Origin of the sequence: Nocardia yunnanensis (genome assembly GCF_003626895.1) — a bacterium.
Taxonomy (GTDB): Bacteria; Actinomycetota; Actinomycetes; order Mycobacteriales; family Mycobacteriaceae; genus Nocardia; species Nocardia yunnanensis.
Window position 1 is genome coordinate 818,281 of the sequence record NZ_CP032568.1, and the last position, 25,607, is coordinate 843,887.

23 protein-coding genes and 1 tRNA gene are annotated in these 25,607 nt (G+C 69.4%); 18 read left to right on the forward strand and 6 right to left on the reverse strand.

Annotated features, from left to right (window positions below; translation table 11 throughout):
- Position 1 precedes the first annotated feature (1 nt).
- Together D7D52_RS03850 and D7D52_RS03855 are read left to right on the forward strand one after the other, a co-directional pair.
- The gene (locus D7D52_RS03850) at positions 2–1,690 is read left to right on the forward strand and encodes a dipeptide ABC transporter ATP-binding protein (protein WP_120735088.1); all 1,689 of its coding nucleotides are present in this window, start codon (positions 2–4) and stop codon (positions 1,688–1,690) included.
- Between the two features lie 99 nt (positions 1,691–1,789).
- On the forward strand, positions 1,790–2,533 hold the full coding sequence (locus tag D7D52_RS03855) for a Fic family protein (RefSeq protein WP_120743770.1): 744 nt from the start codon (positions 1,790–1,792) through the stop codon (positions 2,531–2,533).
- 922 nt (positions 2,534–3,455) lie between these two features.
- Here D7D52_RS03855 and D7D52_RS03860 read toward each other — a convergent pair.
- Complete coding sequence (locus D7D52_RS03860) at positions 3,456–4,265, reverse strand: HAD family hydrolase (protein WP_425464654.1); 810 nt, start codon at positions 4,263–4,265, stop codon at positions 3,456–3,458.
- A gap of 431 nt (positions 4,266–4,696) precedes the next feature.
- Here D7D52_RS03860 and ssd point away from each other — a divergent pair, with 431 nt between their 5' ends.
- The 7 genes from ssd (at position 4,697) to D7D52_RS03895 (ending at position 10,426) form a co-directional block, all read left to right on the forward strand.
- On the forward strand, positions 4,697–6,088 hold the full coding sequence (gene ssd, locus D7D52_RS03865; protein ID WP_120735090.1) for a septum site-determining protein Ssd: 1,392 nt from the start codon (positions 4,697–4,699) through the stop codon (positions 6,086–6,088).
- 507 nt (positions 6,089–6,595) lie between these two features.
- Entirely contained in the window at positions 6,596–7,792 is a 1,197-nt protein-coding gene (locus D7D52_RS03870) for a TadA family conjugal transfer-associated ATPase (RefSeq protein WP_120735091.1), read from the forward strand.
- Between the two features lie 192 nt (positions 7,793–7,984).
- Positions 7,985–8,797, forward strand: a complete 813-nt coding sequence (locus D7D52_RS03875; RefSeq protein WP_120743771.1) for a type II secretion system F family protein — start codon at positions 7,985–7,987, stop codon at positions 8,795–8,797.
- The gene (locus D7D52_RS03880; RefSeq protein WP_120735092.1) at positions 8,794–9,393 is read left to right on the forward strand and encodes a type II secretion system F family protein; all 600 of its coding nucleotides are present in this window, start codon (positions 8,794–8,796) and stop codon (positions 9,391–9,393) included. Before D7D52_RS03875 ends, D7D52_RS03880 begins: the two co-directional genes overlap by 4 nt.
- A gap of 78 nt (positions 9,394–9,471) precedes the next feature.
- Positions 9,472–9,666, forward strand: a complete 195-nt coding sequence (locus tag D7D52_RS03885; RefSeq protein WP_425464655.1) for a DUF4244 domain-containing protein — start codon at positions 9,472–9,474, stop codon at positions 9,664–9,666.
- 35 nt (positions 9,667–9,701) lie between these two features.
- Positions 9,702–10,019, forward strand: a complete 318-nt coding sequence (locus D7D52_RS03890; RefSeq protein WP_120735093.1) for a TadE family type IV pilus minor pilin — start codon at positions 9,702–9,704, stop codon at positions 10,017–10,019.
- On the forward strand, positions 10,016–10,426 hold the full coding sequence (locus D7D52_RS03895) for an Rv3654c family TadE-like protein (protein ID WP_120735094.1): 411 nt from the start codon (positions 10,016–10,018) through the stop codon (positions 10,424–10,426). Before D7D52_RS03890 ends, D7D52_RS03895 begins: the two co-directional genes overlap by 4 nt.
- A 308-nt stretch (positions 10,427–10,734) precedes the next feature.
- On the opposite strand, the gene D7D52_RS03900 is transcribed toward D7D52_RS03895, so the two are convergent.
- On the reverse strand, positions 10,735–13,134 hold the full coding sequence (locus D7D52_RS03900; RefSeq protein ID WP_120735095.1) for a DEAD/DEAH box helicase: 2,400 nt from the start codon (positions 13,132–13,134) through the stop codon (positions 10,735–10,737).
- 435 nt (positions 13,135–13,569) lie between these two features.
- Between D7D52_RS03900 and D7D52_RS03905 the strand changes: the two genes are divergently transcribed.
- The 5 genes from D7D52_RS03905 to D7D52_RS03925 all read left to right on the forward strand — a co-directional run bounded on the left by D7D52_RS03905 (position 13,570) and on the right by D7D52_RS03925 (position 19,225).
- Entirely contained in the window at positions 13,570–13,773 is a 204-nt protein-coding gene (locus D7D52_RS03905; RefSeq protein WP_029925108.1) for a cold-shock protein, read from the forward strand.
- Positions 13,774–14,092: 319 nt separating this feature from the next.
- Positions 14,093–16,972 (forward strand): type I DNA topoisomerase, encoded by a 2,880-nt coding sequence (topA, locus tag D7D52_RS03910; RefSeq protein ID WP_120735096.1) that lies wholly within the window; start codon positions 14,093–14,095, stop codon positions 16,970–16,972.
- Between the two features lie 117 nt (positions 16,973–17,089).
- The gene (locus tag D7D52_RS03915; RefSeq protein WP_120735097.1) at positions 17,090–17,596 is read left to right on the forward strand and encodes a DinB family protein; all 507 of its coding nucleotides are present in this window, start codon (positions 17,090–17,092) and stop codon (positions 17,594–17,596) included.
- 257 nt (positions 17,597–17,853) lie between these two features.
- A complete protein-coding gene (locus D7D52_RS03920) occupies positions 17,854–19,068 on the forward strand; it encodes a DNA polymerase III subunit delta' (protein WP_120743773.1) in 1,215 nt (404 codons plus the stop codon).
- 81 nt (positions 19,069–19,149) lie between these two features.
- Positions 19,150–19,225, forward strand: a tRNA-Thr gene (locus D7D52_RS03925).
- 291 nt (positions 19,226–19,516) lie between these two features.
- Here the strand turns inward: D7D52_RS03925 and D7D52_RS37535 are convergent.
- Complete coding sequence (locus tag D7D52_RS37535) at positions 19,517–19,924, reverse strand: hypothetical protein (RefSeq protein ID WP_162958155.1); 408 nt, start codon at positions 19,922–19,924, stop codon at positions 19,517–19,519.
- Positions 19,925–20,074: 150 nt separating this feature from the next.
- On the opposite strand from D7D52_RS37535, the gene D7D52_RS03930 reads away from it, so the two are divergent.
- On the forward strand, positions 20,075–21,481 hold the full coding sequence (locus tag D7D52_RS03930) for a PLP-dependent cysteine synthase family protein (protein WP_342775282.1): 1,407 nt from the start codon (positions 20,075–20,077) through the stop codon (positions 21,479–21,481).
- Here D7D52_RS03930 and D7D52_RS03935 read toward each other — a convergent pair.
- Positions 21,446–22,510 carry an NAD(P)H-dependent amine dehydrogenase family protein gene (locus D7D52_RS03935; protein ID WP_120735098.1) on the reverse strand — a complete coding sequence of 355 codons (1,065 nt, stop codon included), beginning with the start codon at positions 22,508–22,510 and terminating at the stop codon, positions 21,446–21,448. The two genes, D7D52_RS03930 and D7D52_RS03935, sit on opposite strands and share 36 nt — an antisense overlap.
- 25 nt (positions 22,511–22,535) lie before the next feature.
- Complete coding sequence (locus D7D52_RS03940) at positions 22,536–23,324, reverse strand: SDR family oxidoreductase (protein WP_120735099.1); 789 nt, start codon at positions 23,322–23,324, stop codon at positions 22,536–22,538.
- 108 nt (positions 23,325–23,432) lie between these two features.
- On the opposite strand from D7D52_RS03940, the gene D7D52_RS03945 reads away from it, so the two are divergent.
- Positions 23,433–24,098 carry a TetR/AcrR family transcriptional regulator gene (locus D7D52_RS03945; protein WP_120735100.1) on the forward strand — a complete coding sequence of 222 codons (666 nt, stop codon included), beginning with the start codon at positions 23,433–23,435 and terminating at the stop codon, positions 24,096–24,098.
- 101 nt (positions 24,099–24,199) lie between these two features.
- Here D7D52_RS03945 and D7D52_RS03950 read toward each other — a convergent pair whose 3' ends face one another.
- Positions 24,200–24,814 carry a hypothetical protein gene (locus D7D52_RS03950; RefSeq protein ID WP_120735101.1) on the reverse strand — a complete coding sequence of 205 codons (615 nt, stop codon included), beginning with the start codon at positions 24,812–24,814 and terminating at the stop codon, positions 24,200–24,202.
- 124 nt (positions 24,815–24,938) lie between these two features.
- Here D7D52_RS03950 and D7D52_RS03955 point away from each other — a divergent pair, with 124 nt between their 5' ends.
- The gene (locus tag D7D52_RS03955) at positions 24,939–25,388 is read left to right on the forward strand and encodes a DUF2752 domain-containing protein (protein ID WP_120743775.1); all 450 of its coding nucleotides are present in this window, start codon (positions 24,939–24,941) and stop codon (positions 25,386–25,388) included.
- Between the two features lie 18 nt (positions 25,389–25,406).
- Positions 25,407–25,595 (forward strand): hypothetical protein, encoded by a 189-nt coding sequence (locus D7D52_RS03960; RefSeq protein ID WP_120735102.1) that lies wholly within the window; start codon positions 25,407–25,409, stop codon positions 25,593–25,595.
- The last annotated feature ends 12 nt before the right edge of the window (positions 25,596–25,607 follow it).

The window sequence follows — 25,607 nt, forward strand, 5'->3', positions numbered from 1 at the left end:
CATGACCGAACCACTGCTGCAAGTCCGCGATCTGAACGTGTGTTTCACCGCCGAGGGCAAACAGGTGCCGGCCGTGCGCGGGGTGAACCTGACGGTGTATCCTGGCCAGACCGTCGCCATCGTGGGCGAATCCGGGTCCGGCAAGTCGACGACCGCGCACGCCATCATCGACCTGCTGCCCGGCACCGGCCAAGTCACCTCCGGCGCCATCGAATTCGACGGCAAGGATCTGACGCGAGCCTCCGCCAAGGAGATCGTGGCGGTGCGCGGGCGCGGTATCGGATTCGTGCCGCAGGATCCGATGTCGAACCTGAACCCGGTGTGGAAGGTCGGCTTCCAGATCCGGGAAACCCTGGCGGCCAACGGCATCGCCAAGGGTCATGCCGCCAAGCAGCGGGCGGTCGAACTGCTCGCCGAAGCCGGCATGCCCGACGCCCAACGGCGCATCAACCAGTACCCGCACGAGTTCTCCGGCGGCATGCGGCAGCGCGCGCTCATCGCCATCGGGCTCTCGTGCCGGCCGAAACTGCTCATCGCCGACGAACCCACCTCGGCGCTCGACGTCACCGTGCAACGGCAGATCCTCGACCACCTCGATACGCTCACCGGCGAACTCGGGACCGCGGTCCTGCTCATCACCCACGATCTGGGGCTGGCCGCCGAACGGGCCGAGCATCTGGTGGTGATGTACCGCGGACGCGTCGTGGAATCCGGTCCGGCACTGCAGATTCTGCGGGAACCGCAGCACCTGTACACCAAGCGGCTGGTGAACTCGGCGCCCTCGCTGGCCTCGCAGCGGCTGTCGTCGGTGCGCAAACGGGCCGAAGTGCGGGAGCAGGCCGTCCAGGTCGCGGGGCAGCTGGCCGAGACCGACTCCGAATTCTCCAGCGTCCCCGACGAGGTGCTGGTCGCCGACAAGCTCACGAAGGTCTTCCGCATTCGCGGGAACGCGCCGTGGAAGTCCACGGAACTGGTTGCGGCCGACAATGTTTCGTTCACGCTGCGCAGAGGGACCACCACGGCCATCGTGGGCGAGTCGGGGTCGGGGAAATCGACTGTGGCACAGATGGTTCTGGGCCTGCTGCCGCCTACCTCCGGTCGGGTCACCTTCGACGGTCGTGAGGTGGCGACGCTGAAAGCCAAGGCGGCCTTCGCCTTCCGGCGACGAGTGCAGCCGATCTTCCAGGACCCATACGGCTCCCTCGATCCCATGTACTCCATCTACCGCACCATCGAGGAGCCGCTGCGCACCCACTCGATCGGCACGTCGGCCGAACGTGAAGCCACCGTGCGCGATCTGCTCGACAAGGTCTCGCTGCCCGCCTCGGTCATGCGGCGCTATCCCAACGAACTGTCCGGCGGTCAGCGTCAGCGCGTCGCCATCGCGCGCGCCCTGGCTCTCTCCCCGGAGGTCGTGGTCTGCGACGAGGCGGTCTCCGCCCTCGACGTCCTCGTCCAAGCCCAAATCCTGCAGCTGCTCAACGAACTCCAAGCCGAACTCGGGCTCACCTACCTCTTCATCACCCACGACCTGGCGGTAGTCCGCCAAATCGCCGACGACGTCCTGGTCATGCAACAGGGCAAGGTAGTGGAAGCCTCCTCGACCACAGCAGTCTTCGACACCCCCCAATCCGACTACACCCGCCGCCTCCTGGAAGCCATCCCCGGCCGCGACCTCCTAGCCGGTTGACCCGCGGCCTTCGGGGCGGCGGGTTTCGATGCGCTCGTGGCGAACGGCCCGGCTGGGCGGCTGATCACACCGTCCGGTCGGCCGCTAGCCTCGTATTTCGTGACCGACCCGCTGCAGCCCCTCGTCGATCTGCCCGGCGTGCGCGAAGCCGCCGACCAGGCCCGTGACGCCCTCGCCGAGGTGCACCGCCACCGGGCCAACCGCCGCGGCTGGCCCACCACCGCCGCCGAAGCGGCCGTGCGCGCGGCCCGTTCGTCCGCGGCCATCGAGGGCGGCACCATCGACCTCCCCGCCGACGGCCGCGTCGAGGACCCCATCCTCGCCGGGGCCCTGCGCGTCGGCCAGGCCCTGGACGCGGAAGCCCTCACCAACCTCGTCGCCATCTGGCAGCGCGCCCCGCTGCAAGCCCTCGCCCGCCTGCACCTGCTGGCCGCCGCCGACCTGGTCGACGACGAACAGCAACTCGGCCGCCCCCGCAACGTCCCCGGCGTAGCCGAACGCCTCGACCTCCTGGTCCAAACCATCACCACCACAAAGGCTCCCGCTCCCATCATCGCCGCCGTCGTCCACGGCGAACTCCTCACCCTGCGCCCCTTCGGCACCGCCGACGGCCTCGTCGCCCGCGCCGCCTCCCGCCTGGTAGCCGTATCCACCGGCCTGGACCCCCACAGCCTCGGCGTCCCCGAAGTCTTCTGGCTCCGCCGCCGCCACCCCTACCTCGAAGCCGCCGCCGCCTTCGGCATGGGCACCCCCGACGGCGTAGCCACCTGGATCCTCCACACCTGCACCGCCCTGGAAGACGGTGCCCGAGAAGCCCGTTCAATCGCCGACTCCGCCACCTAACCAACCCGCCCGACCTCGGCGACCACCCCAGCGGCCTCGGCAAGAGCCGAACGCCCCCGTCAACCCGACTGATCCAGGCGGATGACTAAGAGCCCCTGACGCGGACCGACCTGACCGCCCCACCCTGCGGCTGCGAACCGGTGCAGAAGCCAAATGTGGGGGCGCGATGTAGACCCGTGCGGGTGGGCCCGGGCTCGGGCGAGCGTCCCACGAATGTGCCCGGGCTGCCGGGCGATCGTCCCCACGAGTGGGCCCGGGCTGCCGGGCGATCGTCCCCGCGAGTGGGCCCGGGCTGCCGGGCGATCGTAGCCGCGAGTGGGCCCGGGCTGCGGGGGCGTGCGTCCCCACGAGTGCTACCAGGGGTGGGGGACTGCGTCCTGCCGGTGGGCCCGGGGGTGTGGGGGCGGAGCCCACACAGAATGCCTCTGGGGGTTCGGGGGCGAAGCCCCTGAGAGTCCCGAGAGTTGGGCCTACTACACATCAGAGCGGGCGGCGTTGTCGCGTTTTGCGACCTCACCGCCCGCTAGCACGGACTACCCGGTTACCAAGCGTGCTTCTCGGGTTGTGTTTCTTCGGCCTCGGCGAGCTCTCCAGGATCCGGTGGTTCATCCCCGCATGGATGCGAGGCCCTCGCCGTCGATATCCCGGATAACGCAGGCCCACAACTACTCGTGCCCTTGTCGCGGCGTGCTCCGCGTGGGTGCCTGGTGTCCGTGCTGGGAAGGGTGGGATGGGAGGTCGGACCTTCTCTTCCGATCCGATCTTGGCCTTCCGTCCTTCCGTGCCTCCATTGTTACCCCGTGACCGCCGTCACATCAAGACCTGGGGAAACATTCGAAATACCCGGCGTGTCCGGGTGTTTTTGCGTCCGGGCGATCCCGATTCGCTCGGAGTGTCCGTGCGCAACTTGTGGACGGTCTCGTCACCGCCGCCGACGGAGCAGCCGATAGGTGAGCGCCCCGGCCGCCAGGGCGCTCAAGCCCACCGCGGCCGTCGCCGCCACGGTCGTGGTGGTCGGGGCGGGGATCCGGGCCCACAGCGACACCGGGTTCGAGAAGGTGAGCACGGGCCAGCCGCGCGTGGCGGCCTCGCGGCGCAGCGCCCGGTCCGGGTTTACCGCCGTCGGATGCCCGACCACTTCTAGCATGGGCAGATCGGTGCTGGAGTCGGAGTACGCGTAGCACTGCGATAGATCGTAATCGTATTGGGCCGCAAGCTTTTCGATCGCTTCGACCTTGCCCTTGCCGTAGCAGTAGAATTCGACTTCGCCCGCGTACTTGCCGTTTTCGATGACCATCCGGGTAGCGGCGAAGTGGTCGGCGCCCAGGGCCGCGGCGATCGGTGCCACCACCTCCTCACCGGAGGCGGAGACGATGACCACGTCGTGGCCCCGAATGCGGTGGTCCGCAATGAGATCCGCCGCTTCGGCGTAGATGAGCGGATCCACGACATCGTGCAGGGTCTCGGCGACGATCGAGCGCACCTGGTCCACATCCCAGCCCGCGCACATCTTGGTGAGATGTTCGCGCATGCGTTCCATCTGGTCGTGATCGGCGCCGGAGAGCAGGAACAGGAAGTGCGCGTAGCTGCTCTCGAGCACCGCACGCCTGCTGAGCAGGCCCTGGTCCAGGAACGGCTTGCTGAACACGAAGGCGCTCGACCTGGCGATCACCGTCTTGTCGAGATCGAAGAAGGCGGCGACTCGTCCGCGTTCGGCTGTCACGTGCTCCAGGATATGGTTCGGCGGCGAGTCGGGGGAATCTTCGGCGTGGCGCGCGGGTCTCGCGGCCTACCTGCCCTTTTCATGCGGGCTCGGAACGGGCTGTGTCGATCGCCACTTCGGGCATGGGATTCGTCCGGGTTAGCCAGCCGGAAGCCGGGCCGTCGGGGCGGGAAAAAGACTCGCCGAGCGGACTTGCAATCCGGCCGGGGCTTGGGTGTAGTATCGCAATTACCTGGACATGGTCCAGGCGCGTTCAGCCCGACCCCCCGGGGCTGAACCCGACGGCCCCAGCCTCCTCCCCCCCCGGCTGGGGCCGTCCTCTATTTCCAGACAGGTTCGCTGTCTCACCCGCACCCCGAGTTGTCCACAGGCCGCGTGTTATCCACACTCGCCGTGGCGGTGTCTTTCGCGCTTGCGCCGATCGGGCGACGCTGACCTGCATGAACTCCGATGCCGCCGCACCGCCGGCCCTGTCGCTGGTCGCCGATCCCCGTCTGCGCGCCGAGATTCGCCGCATCGCCGCCGCGGCCGACCGCCCGCTGGACGAACGCGTGCCGCCGCCGGGCCGCCACGCCTGGACCGCCGCGTCCGTCATCGTGCTCGACACCGCGGCCGCCCAGAGCTGTGTGAGCGCCGACCATCCACGCCGCACCGGAGTCCTGTTGGTGACCGACGGCGAGCCGAGTTTGCCCGACTGGCAAGCCGCCACGGCCGTAGGCGCGGAACAGGTCGTACCGCTGCCCGCCGGCGCCGACAGCTTGATCGCGGCATTCGCGGCACACGACGGCCGCCGTCCCGGCGATGGCGCGGTCTTGGCGGTGGCGGGCGCGGGCGCCGGGGCGGGAGCCTCGGTATTGGCCACGGCCGTAGCCCTGACGGCCGCCGGCCGTTTTCGCGATCGCACCCTGCTGGTGGACTGCGCACCCTACGGCGGTGGGCTGGACCTGCTGCTCGGTCTCGAATCGACCCCGGGCCTGCGCTGGCCCGACCTGACCATCGAACACGGCCGTGTCTCGGCCGCGGCCTTGCACGCCGCCCTGCCCTCCGCGTCGGGCCTGGCCGTACTGTCCTGCGGCAGAGGTGCTTCCGCGTGCGCGATCGGCCCTCGTCCGGCCGAGGTGGACGACGCTGCGCAGAGCTGCGACTCGGGCAACACCGGAGAACCGGCGGCTGCGCAGGCCCGAAGGCAAACGCTTGCAAGGGGATTGGAGCGCCCCTCGGGGTTGGAACGTCCCTCGTCCTGCCTGGTCGATCATGGGACCGCGACAACCGGCTTCATGGACCCGTACGGTGCGGCCGAGGTGCTCGCACCGGCGGCATTGCGAGCCGTCATCGAGGGTGGGCGTGCCGCCGGCGATCTGGTGATCGCGGACCTTTCCAGCGATCACGGCCCGCACACCGAACAGGTCCTCGACAGCGCCGACCTGGTGGTGCTGGTGGCCCAGGCCCGCCTGCGGTCGATCGCGGCGGCGAAATCCGCGGCGGCCTACCTGCGCACCCGAAACCCGAACGTACGCCTTCTGGTTCGCGGCCCCGCCCCCGGCGGCCTCTCTCCGACGGAGATCGCCGCCGCCCTGACCCTGCCCCTGCTCACCGCCGTGCCCTCCCAGCCCGGCCTGACCGAACGACTGGAACGCGGCGGCATCAGCGTCCGCCGCCGCGGCCCCCTCCGCCTCGCCGCCGAAACAGCCCTCACCGCATTGTTTTCCGACGCGGTGATCTCGCCGCCCCACCCTCCCCGCCGCCCGTCCCCCTCCTGGTGGCGCGCCGCCCGCCACCGCGATTCCGCGTGCACCATGCCTCGCCCGATCCCCGCGGGAGCGCACCGATGAGCGTCCGGCAGGTACGAGTGAGCACGGTCCGCAGACCGATCAACGCAGGACGCATCCCGATCAGCACACGCCGGTGCCCGATCAGCGCGAACCGAGCGGCGATCACTGTCGGTCGAGGGTCGGTGGGCGCCAGCCGTGGGTCGATCACTGCCGGCCGTGGGGCGGTGGGCGCCAGCCGTGGGTCGATCACTGCCGGCCGAGGGTCGGTGGGCGCCAGCCGTGGGTCGATCACCGCCGGCCGTGAGTCGGTGCGCGACAGCCGTGGGTCGGTACGCGCACGCCGGGAGTCGATCAGCGCGGGGTGCGGGCCGAGCAGCGTGAAGCTTCGGCGGACGAGTGCCAAGCGGGGGTGGATGAACGACTGGCGGGCGCCGATGGTTCGGGTCGGGGTATGGCCTGGGCGTGGGTCGGCGGGACGAGTTGGGGGTTCGGCGGGGCGGGTTACCTACTGCCGGTTCGTATCTCATGGGCGGTGCCGGTGGTTCGTGCTCGGGGCGGAGGTTCGGGATGAGTGAGCTGGTGTCGGCCGCGTTGCTCGAGCGCGTGCGGGAGCGGCTGGCGGAAGGTGCGGCCGATCCGGATCCGGCCTTGGTGGCCGCGGCCATTCGGGCCGAGGCGGGCGGGGTGCTGGCGGATACGGATCTGTTGCGCGCCTTGCGATTGCTGCAGACCGAGATGACCGGCGCGGGATTGCTCGAGCCGCTGCTGCACGATCCGGAGGTGTCCGACGTACTGGTCACCGCACCGGATTCGGTCTGGGTGGATTGCGGTCGCGGGCTGCGTCGGACGTCGGTGCGATTTCCGGACGAGGCGGCGGTGCGCCGACTGGCCCAGCGGCTGGCCCTCGCGGCCGGCCGCCGGCTCGACGACGCGCAGCCGTGGGTGGACGGCAGGCTGGCGGGAACCGAAGCCGCGCTGGGCAATTCGTTCGGTGTGCGCCTGCACGCGGTGCTCGCGCCGATCGCACACGGCGGCACCTGCCTCTCGCTGCGGGTACTCCGGCCCGCCACTCAAGGACTGGACGCGTTGGCCGCCGCCGGTGCGGTGCCGCCGGACGCCAAAGCCCTGCTGGAACGCATCATCCGCGCCCGCCTTGCCTTCCTGGTGGTCGGCGGAACCGGAGCGGGCAAAACCACCCTGCTGGCGAGCTTGCTCGCCACAGTGGATCCGGCCGAACGCATCGTCTGCGTGGAGGACGCCGCCGAACTCGCGCCCCCGCATCCCCATGTGGTCCGTTTGGTCGCCCGCCCCGCCAATGTCGAAGGGGCAGGCCAGGTCACCGTGCGCGATCTGGTGCGGCAGGCCCTGCGCATGCGGCCGGATCGCATCGTCGTGGGCGAGGTGCGAGGCGCCGAGGTGGTGGACCTGCTCACCGCCCTGAACACCGGGCACGACGGCGGCGCGGGCACCGTGCACGCGAATTCACCGGGTGAGGTGCCCGCCCGCCTGGAAGCGCTCGCCGCGCTCGGCGGCATGCCCGCCGCCGCCCTGCACAGCCAGCTCGCCGCCGCCATCCAGGTGATCCTCCACGTCCACCGTCACCCCGACGGCCGCCGCACCCTGCGTGAGATCGGTCTGGTGACCGCCCGCGACGGCCGCGTCCACATCACCCCCGCCTGGTCCGCCGATGCCCGCCCGGCCCCGGCCGGCCCGGCCCTCGCCCGACTCCTCGACGAAAGGACCTCCGATGACCGCCTCGCGTGACGAGGATGCCGATCTTCAGGGCAAGCCGTCCGGACGCAACGCTAACCCGCTGTGCTGCAGCCCATTCAACGTTCGGAGCTCGCGATTTACCGGCCTGCGGTTGGGGTGGCGGACGAACTGCCGCTGCCGTGAAATCACCGATTCGACTGGTACCGAGTCGGATTCGAGTACTCCGCGCTGTGGGGGATGCTGATGGTGCCACCTCTCACCCCGGCCGTCTCGGTGCTGATCTGCTGTGCGCTCGCACTGCTCACGCTTCCCCCACCAGCGGCTCGCCGCCGCTCGGCCGCATTGTTCGAACAGCCTCGGATGCCACGAAAAGCGTTTCCCGTATCGATGTTTCGAGCCGCGCCGCTGGTAGCAGTTCCGTTCGCGCTGGTCACCGGTCCTGGTGTGCTGGTAGCGGCGGCACTGGTGACGGCCACGGTCATTCTGCGTCGCCGCCGTGCGAGCCGGGATCGCCTGCTGGCCGCCGAAACCGCCCAGCTGCTGGAAGGACTGGAAGCGGTGATCGGCGAATTGCGGATCGGCGCTCACCCCAGTGCGGCCGCCGCGGTGGCTGCCGAGGAGACCACCGGTGAGGTGGCCCGTGCGTTCACCGTGAGCGCGGCGCGCAGCCGGCTGGGTGGGTCGGGTGCCGACGGTCTGCGGCGCCCCGGAACCGTGGTGGCCGAGGAGCTTTCACGGGTGGCCGGCGCGTGGCGGGTCGCGGAGCGGCACGGTCTCGCTCTGGCCGAGCCCCTTGCCGCTGCGCGACTGGATCTGCTGGGCCGCAAGCACTTCCGGGACCGGACCCGCGCCGCGCTGGCCGGCGCGCGGGCGACCGCCGTGGTGCTGGCCCTGCTGCCGCTGCTCGGCATCGGCCTCGGGCAGGCGATGGGCGCCGACCCGCTCCGCGTGCTGTTCGTATCCCCGATGGGCACCGTCCTGCTGCCACTGGGATGCGCGCTCACCTGCGCCGGCCTGCTGTGGGCCGATGCCATCACCGGAAAGGTGCTGCGATGACACCCGCACTCGCCGCGGCGCTGGCGGCCATGGCGCTGCTGATGCTGCCGGGCCGTGCCGCGTCCGCCCATCGCCTCCGACTGCTCCGCTCGCCCGCACCCGATATGTCGGCGCCACAACCGTATTCACGGTCGGCGTCGGACCCACTCGGTGTCGTCACGGCCCTCGATCTGCTCGCGGCCTGCCTGCGCTCCGGTCTGCCCGCGGCCATCGCGGCCGCCGCGGTCGCGGCCGAGAGTCCAGAACCGCTGGCGACCGTGCTGCGGAGGGCGGCCGACCTGCTGGCGCTCGGCGCCGATCCCGCCGCGGCCTGGGCGCAGGCCGCCGCCGGATTCACCGACGACGCGGTGACAGCGCTGGCCCGCATGGCCCGCCGCTCGGCCCGCTCCGGCACGGGATTGGCCACTGCTGTGGCCGAATTGGCCCAGCGCCGTCGCGGCGAGCTCGAGGATGCTGCCGCCGCGCGCGCCGAACGCGCCGGGGTGCTCATCGGCGGCCCGCTGGGGCTGTGCTTCCTCCCCGCCTTCCTGTGCCTGGGAATCGTTCCGGTAGTGATCGGACTGGCCGGTCGGGTACTGGAAGGCGGCCTGCTGTGACCAATCCCGACTGTGCCGACGCGGAATCGCCGCGCCGGAGCGAGAGAAGGAGTGCCCGTGCGAACGACTGCCCGAAACCTGTGCTGGGAGCTGCGGACTCGGCTGCTGCACGCCCTGACCGCCGAGGAGGGAATGAGCACCGCGGAATACGCGATCGGGACCATAGCGGCCGCGGCCTTCGGGGCGGTGCTCTACACCGTCGTGACCGGGGACAGCATTGTGAACGCCCTGACGAAGATCATCGACAAGGCCCTGAAGACTCCCGTCAAGTGACGTATGCCACACCACGTCCCGATGCCGAGGCGGGCATGGCGACCGTCGAGGCGGCCATTGCGCTGGCCGCGCTGGTCGCGGTGCTGGTGCTGGCGGTGGGTGCGCTGCTGGCGGTGTCGGCGCAGGTGCGCTGTGTCGACGCCGCCCGCGAGGCCGCCCGCCTGGCTGCCCGGGGTGATACCGGCGCAAGTATGGCCACCGCCCGCCGGGTCGGGCCGCCGGGCGTCCGTGTGGAGGTTCACACCGAGGGTGATCTGGTCGTCGCCGAGGCCAGCGCTCGCGCCACCCTGCTACCGATCACCCTGCACGCGGCGGCGGTGGCCGCCCGCGAGCCGGGGGAGGAGGGCCGATGAGCCCGTGGCGGTCGAGCCGGGTGGACGGCGATGCGGGTGCCGCGACGGTCACGGCGTGTATGGCCCTGCTCGGGATACTCGCGGTGGGAGTCCTGATCGCCCAGGTGGGCGTGGCCGTGGCCGCCCGGCATCGGATCCAGGCCGCGGCCGATCTGGGTGCGCTGGCGGCGGCCGGCGCCCTGGACGGCGGCGTCGACGCGGCCTGCCGTCGCGGCGCGGAGATCGCCGATCGCCAGGGTGCCCGGCAGACCGGCTGCGCGGTGGAGGGCTGGGACGTGACGGTGACCGTCGAGGGCCGGGTCTCGCTGGGACCGCTGGGCGTGCGTGCCGTGCGCGCGAGCGCCCGCGCGGGTCCGATGGAAGCGGCGGCTGGTGCTCGCATTGACTCGTACCGAGCGGTTGGTTAGAAATACGATGGCGCGGGCCACACCCCTACCCGATCAATGTCGAAATTCGATGAATGAGTTCGGCGAATTGTTTGGGTTCGATCACTTTCCGATTCGTTGCGCGAGACTCATTGGAATGAATGCACAGGTAAATCCGGGAGCGACATTATCGAACGGAGCAACCCTCCAGTTAACAGGATCACATCCCTTTTTAATCATCTTCGCTACCTGTGTGTCGGCGACACCCCCGGGTGCCCCGATACCTGCCAGCTGACAACGCCGACCAGTTGGTCGGATGGCGCTCCGGTCTCGCGCCGGAGACGGGCGTGTCACGAATCGATGTGACGACCGTCACCTTCGTGGAGCTCGGTCAGTATCGCCCGCAGCAGGCGGGCCGCACCGGCCTTGTCCAGCGGGTTGTTGCCGTTGCCGCACTGGGGTGATTGCACGCAGGACGGGCACCCGCTCCCGCACACACACGACTCGATCGCGCCCAGCGTGGCCGTCAACCAGTGCCGCAACCGGGAGAAACCCCGTTCGGCGAAGCCCGCACCGCCCGGATGCCCGTCGTAGACGAACACGGTGGGCAGCCCGGTATCCGGGTGTTCGGCCGTGGATACACCGCCGATGTCCCATCGATCGCAGGTCGCCACCAGCGGCAGCATGCCGATGGCGGCGTGCTCGGCCGCGTGCAAGGCGCCGGCGGCATGCCGGGCGTCGATGCCGGCCCGGGCCAGCAGACCCGGTGTGACCGTGTAGAACACCGCCCGGGTGGGCAGCGTCTGGGCGGGCAGGTCCAGCGAGATCAGGTCCAGGACCTCACCGCTGGGCAGTCTGCGCAGGTAGCCGACCACCTGCCGGGTCACCAGCACCTGCGCCAAAGCCGTTGTGACCGAACCGTATCGGCGCTCCTCGGTGACCGCCTCGATCTCCAGCGAGGTCACCGCCCGCGCGCTGGTGCTCCAGCCCGGCGTCTCGGCGTGCACCAGCGCCACGCCCTCTTCCAGGTCCAGCTCGTCGACCACGTAGCTCTCGCCCTGATGCAGGTGCACCGCCCCCGGATGCAGGGTGGCCGGCGCGCGCCCGGCATCGGTGGTACCGAGCATGCGGCCCGATTCGCCGTCCACCACCGCGATCGCGGCCCCGATGCCGCCGCGCACGTCCACGGCGTCGTGCGGATGCGCGTCGGCGGTCGCGAACCAGCGTGCGGTCCCGTCCCGGGCCACCCCGGCCCGCCGCCGGATCAACCCCTGTTCGGCCAGGTCGGACAACAGCTCCCAGGCTTGGAAGCCGTGCACCTCGGCATCGGTGAGCGGCTGTTCCAAGGCCGCGCAGAGCAGGTGCGGCCCGAGCACGTACGGATTGTGCGGGTCGGTGATCGTGGCCTCCAGCGGTCGCCCGAGCAGCGCCTCCGGGTGATGCACCAGGTAGGTGTCGAGCGGGTCGTCACGGGCGATGAGCAGCACCAACGAACCCTGGGTACGCCGCCCGGCCCGCCCGGCCTGCTGCCAGAACGAGGCCACCGTCCCCGGATATCCCGCCACCACGACGGCATCCAGCCCGGCGATGTCCACGCCCAGTTCCAGGGCGTTGGTGGTGGCCGCACCCAACAGCGCGCCCTCCGACAGCGCGGTCTCGAGCGCCCGCCGGTCTTCGGCCAGATAGCCGGCCCGATAGGCCGCGACACGCGCTGGGAGCTGGGCGTCCACGTCCGCCAGCAGGCGGCGCGTGTCCATCGCGACCAGTTCGGCGCCGCGCCGCGAGCGCACGAAGGTCAGCGTCCGCGCGCCCTCGACGACCAGATCCGCCATCACCGTGGCGGCCTCCGCCCCGGCCGAACGCCGCAGCGCCGCACCGTTTTCCCCGGTCACGCCCGCACCGACCAGCGGCGGCGGCTCCCACAGCGCGACGGTCCTCGACCCCTGCGGCGACCCGTCCTCGGTGACCGCGACACACGGTGCGCCGATCAGCTTCTCGGCGGTGGCGGCCGGTTCGGCGGTAGTCGCCGAGCACAGCACGAACACCGGATCCGCCCCGTACCGCGCGGCGAGTCGCCGCAGCCGCCGCAGCACCAGCGCCACGTGCGACCCGAAAACCCCACGGTAGATATGACATTCGTCGACCACGACGTACTTCAACTGCCGCAGCAGCCGCGCCCAGCGCTGATGCGAGCGCAGCATGCCGACGTGCAGCATGTCGGGATTGGTGAACACCCATCGCGCGTGTGCGCGCACCCATTGCCGGATCTCCGCCGGGGTGTCCCCGTCGTAGGGTGCGGGATGCACGTTTCGAAGCGGATCTTCGCTGGTCAGCTCGTTGACCATGCGCAATTGGTCGGCCCCGAGCGCCTTGGTCGGCGCGAGATACAGGGCCGTGGCCCGTGGATCGGCCTGCAGCGTGGTCAGGACGGGCAGTTGATACGCCAGCGATTTCCCAGACGCCGTCCCGGTCGACAGCACGACGTGCCGTCCCGCCGCGGCCAGGTCCGCGGCCTCCCGCTGGTGGCTCCACGGCTCCGCGACGCCGACCGCCTGAACTGCGGCGATGACATCGGGAGATGTCCATTCGGGCCATTTCGTGATCTGCGCCGCCCGCGCCGGCAGCTCGGTGACGTGGGTGAGGCGGGGGTCACCGGACACCGGTCCATTTAGGACACGATTCAGCAACGATCTCCCGTAGCTGATGTCGCTGTTGTCTCCGGTCCATCGCAACTGATCTTCATCATTCATCGAAGCGTCACCGCGACACGCCCAACGGGTGCGAAAGGTGTGTGCGCCCGCTGCTCTACCTGCCATTTCACTACCGAGTAGCGGCCTGTCTCACACCTGGTTTGCCAGATGCTCGCTCTGTTATCCGGAAGCAAACCAACTTCAAGTACGGATTTGGGCATTATGCCCCTCACCTGCGCATTCGCAAGATCAACTTTTTTGCAAATTGTGGGTAACTCGGCTGTTGAATTGACCGTGGACATGGTTCACTGGTTCCTGGTCGCAAGCTTCTGTGTTCGAGGGAACGGATCGAAAGTCCAAACCATCAGCAGGATCGATGTTGCGAACGGTGTACTGCGTGCTTTCCTGCAGGGGGAACAGAGTACAGCGGTCGGAACGGACCCGGTGGACGAACCTCGTTGTCCGCCGTTCCGGTATGGAAAGAGAAGGAACAGAATGGCACAGGGAACTGTGAAGTGGTTCAACGCGGAGAAGGGGTTCGGCTTCATCGCGCCCGAGGACGGCTCCGCTGACGTCTTCGTCCACTACTCCGAGATCCAGGGTTCGGGCTTCCGCACCCTCGAGGAGAACCAGAAGGTCGAGTTCGAGGTTGGCCAGGGCACCAAGGGCCCGCAGGCCACCGGTGTTCGCGCGCTCTGAGAGCGAGCCAACCCACAGGTTCCGTCCCCCACCGCCCCCGGGCGGTGGGGGACGACTCATATCTGGACCCATTACACTCGATCACGATCAGGGGCTACATCGTCGCCGCGCACCAGCCGCGGCCTTTGAACACGGTATAAACGTTGCTGGCAGCGATATCGGACATCGCGGCCGTTTGCCCCAGCCGCGTGTGGCGCATTAACACCAGCGTCGACGCGGATCGAGACGAAAGGTGTGTTCGCCGGTGGCAACACGAGACCGCGGTGCAGCGCCGAACTCCCAGGCAGCGCCCGACCAGGGCCGTTCCCTGCGTCGTCTCGTGATTGTGGAGTCGCCGACGAAGGCCAAGAAGATCGCGCCGTATCTGGGTCGCGGTTATGTGGTGGAGGCGTCGGTCGGCCATATTCGGGACCTGCCGCGGGGCGCGGCGGATGTGCCCGCCAAATACAAAGGACAGCAGTGGGCTCGGCTCGGCGTCGACGTCGATCATGATTTCGAGCCCATCTATGTGGTCAGCCCCGAAAAGAAGGGGAAGGTCAGTGAGCTGAAGAGCCTGCTGGCCGACGCCGACGAGCTCTACCTCGCCACCGACCCCGACCGCGAGGGCGAGGCGATCGCCTGGCATCTGCTCGAGACACTCAAGCCCAAGGTGCCGGTGCGGCGCATGGTGTTCCACGAGATCACCGAACCGGCCATTCAGGCCGCCGCCGCCGACACCCGCGAACTGGACCAGGATCTGGTCGACGCGCAGGAGACGCGGCGCATCCTGGACCGGCTCTACGGCTACGAGGTCTCGCCGGTGCTGTGGAAGAAGGTCATGCCGCGACTGTCGGCGGGCCGCGTGCAGTCGGTGGCGACGCGCGTCATCGTGCAGCGCGAGCGGGAGCGCATGGCGTTCCGCTCCGCCGAGTACTGGGATATCGCGGCCAAGCTGGACGCCGGCGGCAGCGAGGAGGGCGGCAATCCGCGGGTCTTCGGTGCGCGCCTGGTCGCGGTCGAGGGTGCGCGGGTGGCGACCGGTCGTGATTTCGGGGCCGACGGGCAGCTGAAGTCGCAGGGCGTGGTGGTCCTCGACGCCGGCTACGCGCAGCGGCTGGCCGAGGGGCTGCACGGGGCGGATCTCACGGTCAGCTCGGTGGAATCCAAGCCGTACACGCGAAAGCCGTACGCGCCGTTCATGACCTCGACGCTGCAGCAGGAGGCGGCGCGCAAGCTGCGTTTCACCTCCGAGCGCACCATGCGGGTGGCGCAGCGGCTGTACGAAAACGGCTACATCACCTACATGCGTACCGACTCGACGACCTTGTCGGACACCGCGATTCAGGCGGCGCGGGCGCAGGCGACCCAGCTCTACGGCGCCCAGTACGTGAGCCCCACGCCGCGGCAGTACACCCGCAAGGTCAAGAACGCGCAGGAGGCGCACGAGGCGATTCGCCCCTCGGGTGACACCTTCGCCACGCCGGGGCAGCTGGCCAACAAGCTCGACGGCGACGAATTCAAGCTGTACGAGCTGATCTGGCAGCGCACCGTGGCCTCGCAGATGCAGGACGCGCGGGGCACCACGCTGACCGTGCGGATCACCGGTGTCGCGAATTCCGGTGAGGAGTGCGTGTTTTCGGCGTCGGGCCGGACCATCACCTTCGCGGGTTTCCTCAAGGCCTACGTGGAGAGCGTCGACGAGGAGGCGGGCGGCCAGTCCGATGACGCCGAATCCCGGCTGCCCGCGCTGACCGAGGGCCAGGGCGTGACCGCCATCGAGCTCGCGCCGGACGGGCACACCACCAATCCGCCCGCGCGCTTCACCGAAGCATCGCTGATCAAGACGCTGGAAGATCTTGGCATCGGCCGTCCTTCGACCTACTCCTCGATCATCAAGACGATTCTCGACCGCGGGTACGTGTACAAGCGCGGCAGTGCGCTGGTGCCGTCGTGGGTGGCGTTCGCGGTGATCGGGCTGCTGGAGGAGCACTTCGGCCGCCTGGTGGATTTCGACTTCACCGCGGCCATGGAGGACGACCTCGACGCCATCGCCGGTGGACGCGAGCAGCGCGGAAACTGGTTGTCCTCCTTCTATTTCGGTGGTGATCACGGCGCCGAGGGTTCGGTGGCGCGGTCCGGTGGCCTGAAAAGGATGGTGGGCGAACGGCTCGACGGCATCGACGCGCGAGAAGTCAACTCCATCAAGCTGTTCGGTGACGATCAGGGCCGCGATGTGGTGGTGCGGGTCGGCAAGTTCGGGCCGTATCTGGAGCGGATGATCGTCAATCCCGATGACCCGGACGGGGATCCGGTATCGCAGCGGGCCAACCTGCCCGATGATCTGCCGCCGGACGAGCTGACTCCGGAGGTCGCGGAGAAGCTGTTCGCGACGCCGCAGGAGGGTCGCTCGCTGGGCGTCGATCCGGTCAGCGGGCACGAGATCGTCGCCAAGGAAGGGCGTTTCGGGCCGTACGTCACCGAGGTGCTGCCGGAACCGGCGGAGGATATCGACACCGGCGCGAAGAAGACCGCCAAGAAGGCGGCCGACAAGCCGAAGCCGCGCACCGGCTCGCTGTTCAAGTCCATGAGCGTGGAGACGGTGACGCTCGAGGACGCGTTGAAGCTGTTGTCGCTGCCGCGGGTGGTGGGCGTCGATCCGGCGTCCGGGGACGAGATCACCGCGCAGAACGGGCGTTACGGGCCGTATCTGAAGAAGGGCACGGACTCGCGTTCGCTCGCCGGCGAGGATCAGATCTTCTCGGTGACGCTGGAGGAAGCGCTCAAGATCTATGCCGAGCCCAAGCGTCGTGGCGGGCAGTCGGCGAGCGCGCCGCCGTTGCGCGAACTGGGTGTGGATCCGGTGTCGGAGAAGCCGATGGTGATCAAGGATGGGCGCTTCGGCCCGTACGTCACCGACGGTGAGACCAACGCCAGCCTGCGCAAGGGCGACGAGGTCGAGTCCATCACCGACGCTCGCGCCTCGGAGCTGCTGGCGGATCGGCGGGCGCGCGGGCCGGTGAAGAAGACCGCGAAGAAGACGGCCAAGAAGGCGGCGGCGAAGAAGACCGCGGTGGCCAAGACCGTGGTCAAGAAGGCGGCGGCGAAGAAGGCCGCGGCCAAGACCGCCGACGGGGTCACTACCAAGAAGGCCGCGGCGGCGAAGAAGACGCCGGCCAAGAAGGCGGCCGCGAAGAAGACCACGGCTGCCGCGCAGTCCTGATCGCAGGCGTCTCGAAGCGCCCCCGTTCCGGCGGGGGCGCTTTGCATTTCCGCCGGTTTCTGTCGGTGGTCTGCCGTAGCGTGAGGCCGGTAACACGCACCAGCGGAAGGACATTCGATGACCGTCGACCACGAGCGTGAAGAACTGATCAAGATTCTCGACAATCAGCGGGAGACGTTCCGGATCACTCTCCGGAACATCGACGACGCCCAGGCGCGCGAGCGCAGCACGGTCAGTGAACTCACCCTCGGCGGTCTGCTCAACCACGCGGTGAATGTCGAGAAGCACTGGACGACGATTCTCGTCGAGCGTGACCCGAACGCCGAATTCGATGTCTCCCGAATGGATTCCGAGTACCGGCTGGATCCGGATCAGACGGTGGCGGGGCTGCTGGCCGAATGGGAGGTGGTCGCCGGGCACACCGCCAAGCTGATCCGGGAGCTGCCGAACCTCGAGGATTCGGTGCCGACGCCGACCGCACCGTGGGCGCCGGAGCGCGAGTACCTGACCGTGCGCTACATCCTGTTGCACATCCTGCGGGAGATCGCGCACCACTCCGGGCACGCCGACATCATCCGGGAAGCCTTGGACGGAGCCAACACCACGTATCAACGCGCGAAGTGAGCGCGAGGCCAACGCGCGAAGTGAGTGCGAGGCCAACGCGCGAAGTGAGCGCGAGGCCAACGCGCGAAGTGAGCGCTGAGGCGACGCGCAGAGTGGTGGCTGGGGCGGCGCGCGGAGTGGTGGCTGGGGCGGCGCGCGGAGTGGTGGCTGAGGCGACGCGCGGAGTGATCGCTGAGGCGACGCGCGCAGTGGTCGTGGCTCGGCGCGGGCGGTGACCGTCGGCCGGGTTGTCGGGGGTGGCGGCTAAGGTGGTCGGCGTGGCGGGTGTCTTCGATCGGCTGGTCGGCCAGGGTGCGGTCGAGTCCGACCTGACGGCTGCGGCGGTGGCGGCGCGGGATGGGGCCGGATCGTCGTCGGCCATGACGCATTCGTGGTTGTTCACCGGTCCGCCCGGTTCGGGCCGATCGGTGGCGGCGCTGTGTTTCGCGGCCGCCCTGCAGTGCACGGACGAGGGGTCGCCCGGCTGCGGGCGCTGCCACGCCTGCGCCACCACCATGGCCGGCACCCACGGTGACGTGCGCCGGGTGGTGCCGGAGGGGCTGAGCATCGGCACCAAGGAGATGCGCGAGATCGTGCAGGTGGCCTCGCGCCGCCCGAGCACCGGCCGCTGGCAGGTGGTCGTCGTCGAGGACGCCGACCGTTTGACCGAGGCCGCCGGCAACGTGCTGCTGAAGGTGGTGGAGGAGCCGCCGGAACGGACGGTGTTCCTGCTCTGCGCGCCCTCGGTCGATCCCGAGGACATCTCGGTGACGCTGCGATCCCGCTGCCGCCATGTGCATTTGGCGACGCCGTCGGTCGCCTCGATCGCGCAGGTGCTGCGGGACCGGGACGGGCTCGACGAGCGCACCGCCGGCTGGGCGGCGGCGGTGAGCGGCGGGCATGTGGGCCGAGCCCGCCGGCTGGCCACCGACGAGCAGGCGCGTGCCCGGCGCAAGCGGGCCCTGGCGCTGGTCACGGCCACCGCGCGCCCGGGCGCGGCCTATCAGGCGGCCGACGAGCTGGTGAAGTCGGCCGATGACGAGGCCAAGCAGGTCAGCGCCGAGCGAGACGAGAAGGAACGCGAGGAGCTGGCGATCGCGCTGGGCGCGGGCGGCACCGGCAAGGGCGCCGCGTCGGCGACGCGAGGTTCCGCCGGTGCGCTGAAAGAACTGGAGAAACGCCAGAAGTCGCGGTCCACCCGAACCGGGCGCGACGCGCTGGACCGGGCACTGATCGACGTCGCCGGCATGTACCGGGACGCGCTCGCGGTCCGCTTCGGCGCGGCCAAGGCGGATTCCTCCGCAGGCGTCGTCCTCACCCATCCCGATATGGCCGAGCAGATCCGCGAACTCGCCACCGACGTCCGCCCCGAGGGCCTGCTGCGCTCGATCCAGGCCGTCCTCGACTGTCGCGAGGCCCTCGAGACCAACGTCAAGCCGCGCTTCGCCCTCGCCGCCATGGCCGCCGCCCTGATCGCGGCCCGTTCCGCCTGACCCCGCGTCGCACCCGTGACCCCAACCACCCGTTTTCGCGATCCGGCGGCGAGACGATAGACTCGCACCGCCGGAAGGCACGCCGCCTTAGCTCAGTCGGTAGAGCGCTTCACTCGTAATGAAAAGGTCGGGGGTTCGATTCCCCCAGGCGGCTCCAAACAAGCAGGTGGAGAGCGACTCACGCTCTCCACCTGCTGTCGTTTTGGGGTACGAATCCCACCAAGGTGTCCAGGCCCGGAGAAGGAAGGGCGTCGATTGGTCGTGCTGGTCAGGTTGTCAGCGTCCTGTTCGTGGTCAAGCTGCTCATCGGACCCGAAGTTCGACTACTGACCCAGCGCGCCCCCGAGGCAGAACGGCTCGTGTGCCTGATGAAGGACCTCCGCAGCTACGCGGGTCTCAACTGGGGCGAGGTTCGGCCAGGGCGGGCTGAACCTCGGTGCTGAGTGGCCTATTTGGCTGAGAGGCTGCTCAGCAGGCTTCCGATGACCGGTATGGAGGAGGCGCTTCCGGTCGACGCGGGCGCGGCGGCCACGGAAATGTCGCTGATGATGTTCGAGATGTACTGTGAGGTGCCGTTGATGTCCTCCTCGACCCAAATCTGGTGATTGCCAGCTGTTTTCGGTGTCCACCGGGTGGAGCCCGACCAGTTCGATATCGGCGTCTTGGTCGTGCTGTTCAGAGTGTTGCCGGTGACGTCCTGGTCGATCAGGATAAAGGTCGCGTTCGCCGCGACCGGGATCGTCGAGCTGAGGGTGTAGCTCTGGCCGACGGTGAAGTTGCTACCGGCGAGAGTGCTGTTGCCGTTGGTGATGTCGGCCGATGCGGACGGCGCGGTGAGCGTTGGTGCGGCGCTCACGGCGGCGACAGCTGCTGGCTGCGGGTATGACGGCGCCGCCAACGGGCCGCGCCGTAGCTGCCGCGTGAGGCGGGGCTTGGGTTCGGGGTGAGGGGAAATCTGTCCGGGGGTGGGGGGGTCTGCGAATGTTGGGGTGTGGATGAACTGGGTGTGTTCGAGTCGGTTGCCGGGGCTGTCGGGGGGACGCCGTTGGTGCGGTTGAATCGGGTGGTTGAGGGGGTGCGGGCTCGGGTTTATGTGAAGCTGGAGTATTTGAATCCTGGTGGGAGCGTGAAGGATCGGGCTGCGTTGGGGATGTTGGTGGCGGCGGAGCGGGCGGGGGAATTGCGGGCGGGTGGGACGGTGGTGGAGGCCAGTTCGGGGAATACGGGGTTGGGGTTGGCGGGGTTGGCGGCGGCGCGGGGGTATCGGGTTGTGGTGGTGGTGCCGGATCGGGTGAGTGCGGAGAAGAAGGCGTTGTTGCGGGCGTATGGGGCGGAGGTGCACGAGACGCCGGGGTTGCGGCCGGTGGGGCATCCGGAGCAGTTGCGGACGGTGGCTTTGCGGCTGACGGCGGAGATTCCGGGGGCGTGGTTCGCGGGGCAGTACGACAATCCGGCGAATCCGGCCGCGCATCGGGAGACCACCGGGCCCGAGATTTGGCGTCAAACCGGTGGGCGGGTCACGCATTTCGTGGCGGGGGTGGGGACGGGCGGGACCATCACGGGGGCCGGTGAGTTTTTGAAGGAGGCGTCCGGCGGGGCGGTGCGGGTGATCGGGGCCGATCCGGTGACGTCGGTGTACGGCGGTGGGGACGGGCGGATCTGGTATGTCGAGGCCGTGGGGCATTTCCTGCATCCCGAGACGGCGGCGGACGAGTGGCCGGAGTCGTATCACCCGGAGGTGCTGGACGGGATCGAGCGGATTCCCGATGCCGAGGCCATTCGGATCCTGCATCGGGTGGCGCGGGAGGAAGGATTGCTGCTCGGCGGATCGTCGGGGACGGCCATCGCGGCGGCCTTGCGGACCGCGCGGACGCTCGGGCCGGACGATGTGGTGGTGGTCATCGCGCCGGACTCGGGGCGGGCCTATCTGTCCAAATACTACAGCGATGAATGGTTGGGGAGCTTGGGATTTCCGCTCACCACGGTCACGGACGAGCCGACGATCGGGGCGGTGCTGAGCGAGCTCGAGCTGGATGAGGATCTGGACACCGTGCCGTCGGGCGCGACCGTGGCGGAGGCGCGACAACTGCTCGGGGACCGCGAGGTGCTGCCGGTTGTGTTGCAGCGCAGGGCATCCGGGCCGACCGTGATAGCTGAGGTGCTGGGAGCGGTCACAGTCGACGGACTCGCGACCGCGCCCGATGCCGACCCGGTCGCCGAATACCTGCTACCGGCACTGCCGTTCGCCGGCACCACCGAACCGGTCGGCCGGGCACTGGCCCGGGTCGCCGGGCAGTGGATCGTCATCGCACACGAGGGACGGGCCGTCGCGGTGGTCGAACGATCCCGGCTGCTCGGCGACCGGGGCGAGGAGCGGTCAGGAGATCAGGCCGCGACCGGTGGTGAGCGGTAGATCCATGGCCGTCAACAGGCCGGGGCGCGCCTGCACCACCGCCGGGATGGCGCTGACCAGGCGAGCCGCGGTGCCGACGATGCCGGCCTCGGCGTGGTCGCCGTTGCTGTAGAGCTGCAGGTCGAGCAGGTAATCCGGTTCGCCCTGGACTTCCACTCGGTAGCAACCCTTTCCGGCCGGTTGCGGCCAGTCCGGCGCGAGATCGGGGTGCAGGCGGGTGGTGTGTTCGAGGGTGAGGACTTCGCGGCCCCGGCTGACGCCGTGCACCTGGAAGCGCAGCGCGGCGGCCGTGCCCGCGGCGACGGTGCGGCCGCCCACCTTCAGGTCCTCGGTGGCCGGTAGGCGGTCGAAATGCTGTGTGACGGCATCGAGTTCGATGTCGAGGGCGGCGGCGAGCTGGCGGATGACGCTGCCCCAGGCGAGGGTGAGGACACCCGGTTGCAGCAGCAGCGGCAGGTCGTCGAGGGCGCTGCCGAAGCCCATGATGTCGAACAGGACCTTCGGATTGTCGTAGGTGGAGTAGTCCATCACCTCCGAGCAGATGATCTTGTCGATGCGTTCGGAACCGCTGGTCAGCAGCAACGGCAGCCAGTCGTTGGCCCAGCCGGGGTCGATGCCGTTGACCCACAGCGACGCGCCGCCCGCCTCGGCGGCCTCGACGATCGGGGCGATGGCCTCGTCCGGCAGGGTGCCGTAGGGGAACTGCAGGAAGACCGGGCTGCTGGAGACGACATTGATGCCGGCGCGCAGGAACGTCTTCAGATCCTCCACCGCCTCCATCAGGCGGTCGTCGGCCATGGCGGTGTGGACGATGCAGTCGGGCCGCAACGCCAGCAGCGCCGCGGCGTCCTGGGTTGCGGTGACGCCGATTTCGCGGTCGAGACCGGCCAGCTCGCCGGCGTCCTTGCCGGCCTTGCCCGGGCCGGAGACCCAGACGCCCACCAGCTCGAGTTCGGGGCGGGCGATGATCGAACGCAGGGTGCGCCGGCCGACATTGCCGGTGCTCCACTGGACTACGCGATAGGTCACGGGAAAACTCCTGGGGCGCGGCGGATCACAGATCCGGGATGGGCAGATCGAGGTTGGGCGCGGCGATGCCGCCGTCGACCTCGAGCACCTTGCCGGTGACGTAGCCGCCCGCGCGGGAACTCAGGTAGACGATGGCGGCGGCGATCTCCCACGGTTCGCCGAGCCGGTGCAGCGGGGTGGCGTCCTCCATCTGCTTCTTGATCTCCGGTTGCTGCGCAACGACTTCCAGCGCGGAGGTGAGCACCGAGCCGACCGCGATGGCGTTCACCCGGATGCGCGGCGAGAGGTCGGCGGCGGCCAGCCGGGTCCAGTGCGCGAGGGCGGCCTTGGCGGTGCCGTAGGCCAGGAAGCCGCGCCCGGGGGACCGGCCCATCATCGAGGAGATGTTGACGACCGAGCCGCCGTCGTTCTTCAGCATGTGCGGCACCGCGGCCTGGGTGAGGGCGTGCGCGGTGGAGACGTTGAAGCGGAACGCCTCCTCGAGGAAGTCGGCGGTGGTGGTGAGGAAGGTGTTGGGCATTGTGCCGCCGACATTGTTGACCACGATGTCGAGGCGGCCCAGTTCGGCGGCGGTGGTCTCGGCGAGGGCGGTGACGGCGGCGAGGTCCGACAGGTCGGCGGGGACGGTGACGACATTGCGGCCCAGGGCGCGGATCTTGCCCGCCACCTCGTCGAGCTGGGTGGCGGTGCGGGCCGAGATGGCCACGTCCGCACCGGCTTCGGCGAGGGCGAGGGCGGTGGCGGCGCCGATGCCGCGGCCCGCGCCGGTGACGACGGCGACGCGGCCGTCCAGTCGGAAGGTGTCCAGGATCATCGAGAATTCAGTCCTTCTGGGTGACGACAGTCACAAGCAGCTTTAAGGATATATTCTTAACCGTCAAGGAGGAGATCTTTATCCGCTGGTGGAGGCTATGGTGCAGCTGTGACGGAGTTACCTGGAGCGACTGGAACGACACCGCCGACGGCGACGGGGGCGCGGGAGCGTCTCATCCTCGCGGCGGAACAGTTGATCGCCGAGCGCGGGCAGGCGGTGCCGCTGCGCGATATCGCGGCGGCGGCGGGGCAGCGGAACAACTCGGCCATCCAGTACCACTTCGGGTCCCGCGACGGGCTGATCCTCGCCGTGGTCGAATATCGGCTCGCCACCCTCGAAGTGCGGCGGCTGGAACTGCTGGCCGAGTTGGCCGGCGCGGGTGCGCCCGGGGTGCACGAGCTGCTGGAGGCGCTGGTGATTCCCATGCTGGAACTCAGCGATCGCCACGGAATCCACCACTACGCCAGGTTTCTCGAACAGATCCACACCCATCCGGCGGTCAACGACGCCGCCAATCTGGATTCGGCGCGGCGCACCTCGGTGCGGGTGATCATGCGGCAGTTGGAGGGAACCCTGACCGAACTGCCGAAACGATTGCGGCTGCGGCGGTTACGGGCGTTGCCGACCGTGTTGTTCGCGCTGCTGGCCGATCACGAACGTGCGGTGGAGGCCGGTCGGGTGGTGGCGGGGGACGTGGGGTCCTGGGGAGAGATCGTCGACATGCTGGCGGGGGCGCTGACGGCTCCGGTGGTCGAACGCGCTCGGCCGCGTTGAGTCGGAAACGGCCTGTGGCACAAGGGAAACAGGCTGCGACGACAGCGGTCCGCGTCAGATCGATCTGACGCGGACCGCGAAATATCTACACCGACAACGGATTACCGCTGCTGCGGCGGATAGCTCGGCGGTGCGGGCTGCGGGTAGCCCGGCTGCGAATATCCGGGCTGCGGCTGGTAACCCTGCTGCTGATAGTTGCCCGGCTGCGTCGGAGCACCGTGCGAGCCGGCCTGATTCTGTTGCGGGGCAGGCGTGTTCGGGTAGCCCTGCGGTGCGAAACCCTGCTGCCGGCCCTGCGGCGCGAACTGCTGCGGCGGATAGCCCTGCGGCGGCGCGGAGTAGCCTTGCGGCGCGGAATACCCTTGTGGCGGAACGGAATAGCCTGGCTGCGGCGCCGCGTAGCCGGACGCCGCCGGTCCCGTCGGGGGCGCCGGGTAGCCGGACGGGGACGGATAGCCCTGCGGCGGCGTGTGCTGCTGGTCGAACGGGCTCGGGGCCTGGGTGTAGGCCGGAGCGGCGGTGGTGGAGGTGGTCTGCGCCCGGTACTTGAGGGCGAAGTAGGCGCCCGCACCGAGAACCAGTACGACGAGCAGGCCGATCAGACCGAACGTGCTGTCGATCAGGCGGACCCCGACCCTGATCAGAATGATGATGGCGACGGCGCCGACGACGGCCAGAACGCCGCGCATCTTGTTGCCACCCTGGTTTTGTGACATGAGTGAAATCCCCCGACTCGAAAACGATTGCCGGGGCAGCATACCCAAGCGCGCTCGGTCGAGCGGGTGCGAAGTCGCGGTCCGACCTGGCAGGCGGGTGCGGGTGCGGCTACCGTTGATCCTCGTGGACACCACCGCAGCAGCCGTCGAAACGCCCACCCGCCCCAGGTGGCTGGGTCTCGGGCTGCCGGTGCTCGCCGGTGCGGGGGTGGCGGGCGGGCTGGCGCTGCTGCATTTTCGGGATCCGCACGTTTCCGGGGCGTACGGCTACTGCCCGTTCTACGAGCTCACCGGATGGTGGTGCCCCGGCTGCGGCGGTCTGCGCGGCCTGCACAATCTCACCGACGGCCGGGTCCTCGATGCCATTCACAGCAATGTGCTGATCCTGCCCTTGGCCCTCGGCTTCCTGGCCTGGTGGGGCACCTGGCTGGTGCGTGGCTGGCAGGGCCGGCCGACGCCGCCGCGACTACCCCGGGTGCTGCCCCGCTCGGCCATGTGGGTAGCGATGGCTTTTCTCGTTGTCTTCACCGTTGTGCGGAACACGCCCTGGGGAAGTTGGATTGCGCCGGTCTGACGCGGGCATGCTCTGCCCATGAGCAATTCGCTACGAGAACGCGTGCGGGAGAAGCTGGTGCGGCAACTCGAGGAGGACGGCCCGCCGGACTCCGAGCAGGAGGACACCCGGCAGGTCTCGGTGCGCGACGACCTGGACCGGCTGGACGCGGTGGCCGACGGCGATCCGCTCATCGAGGAACTCGCCGCCCGCTACCTCGTGCCCTGACGCCCGCCCGGA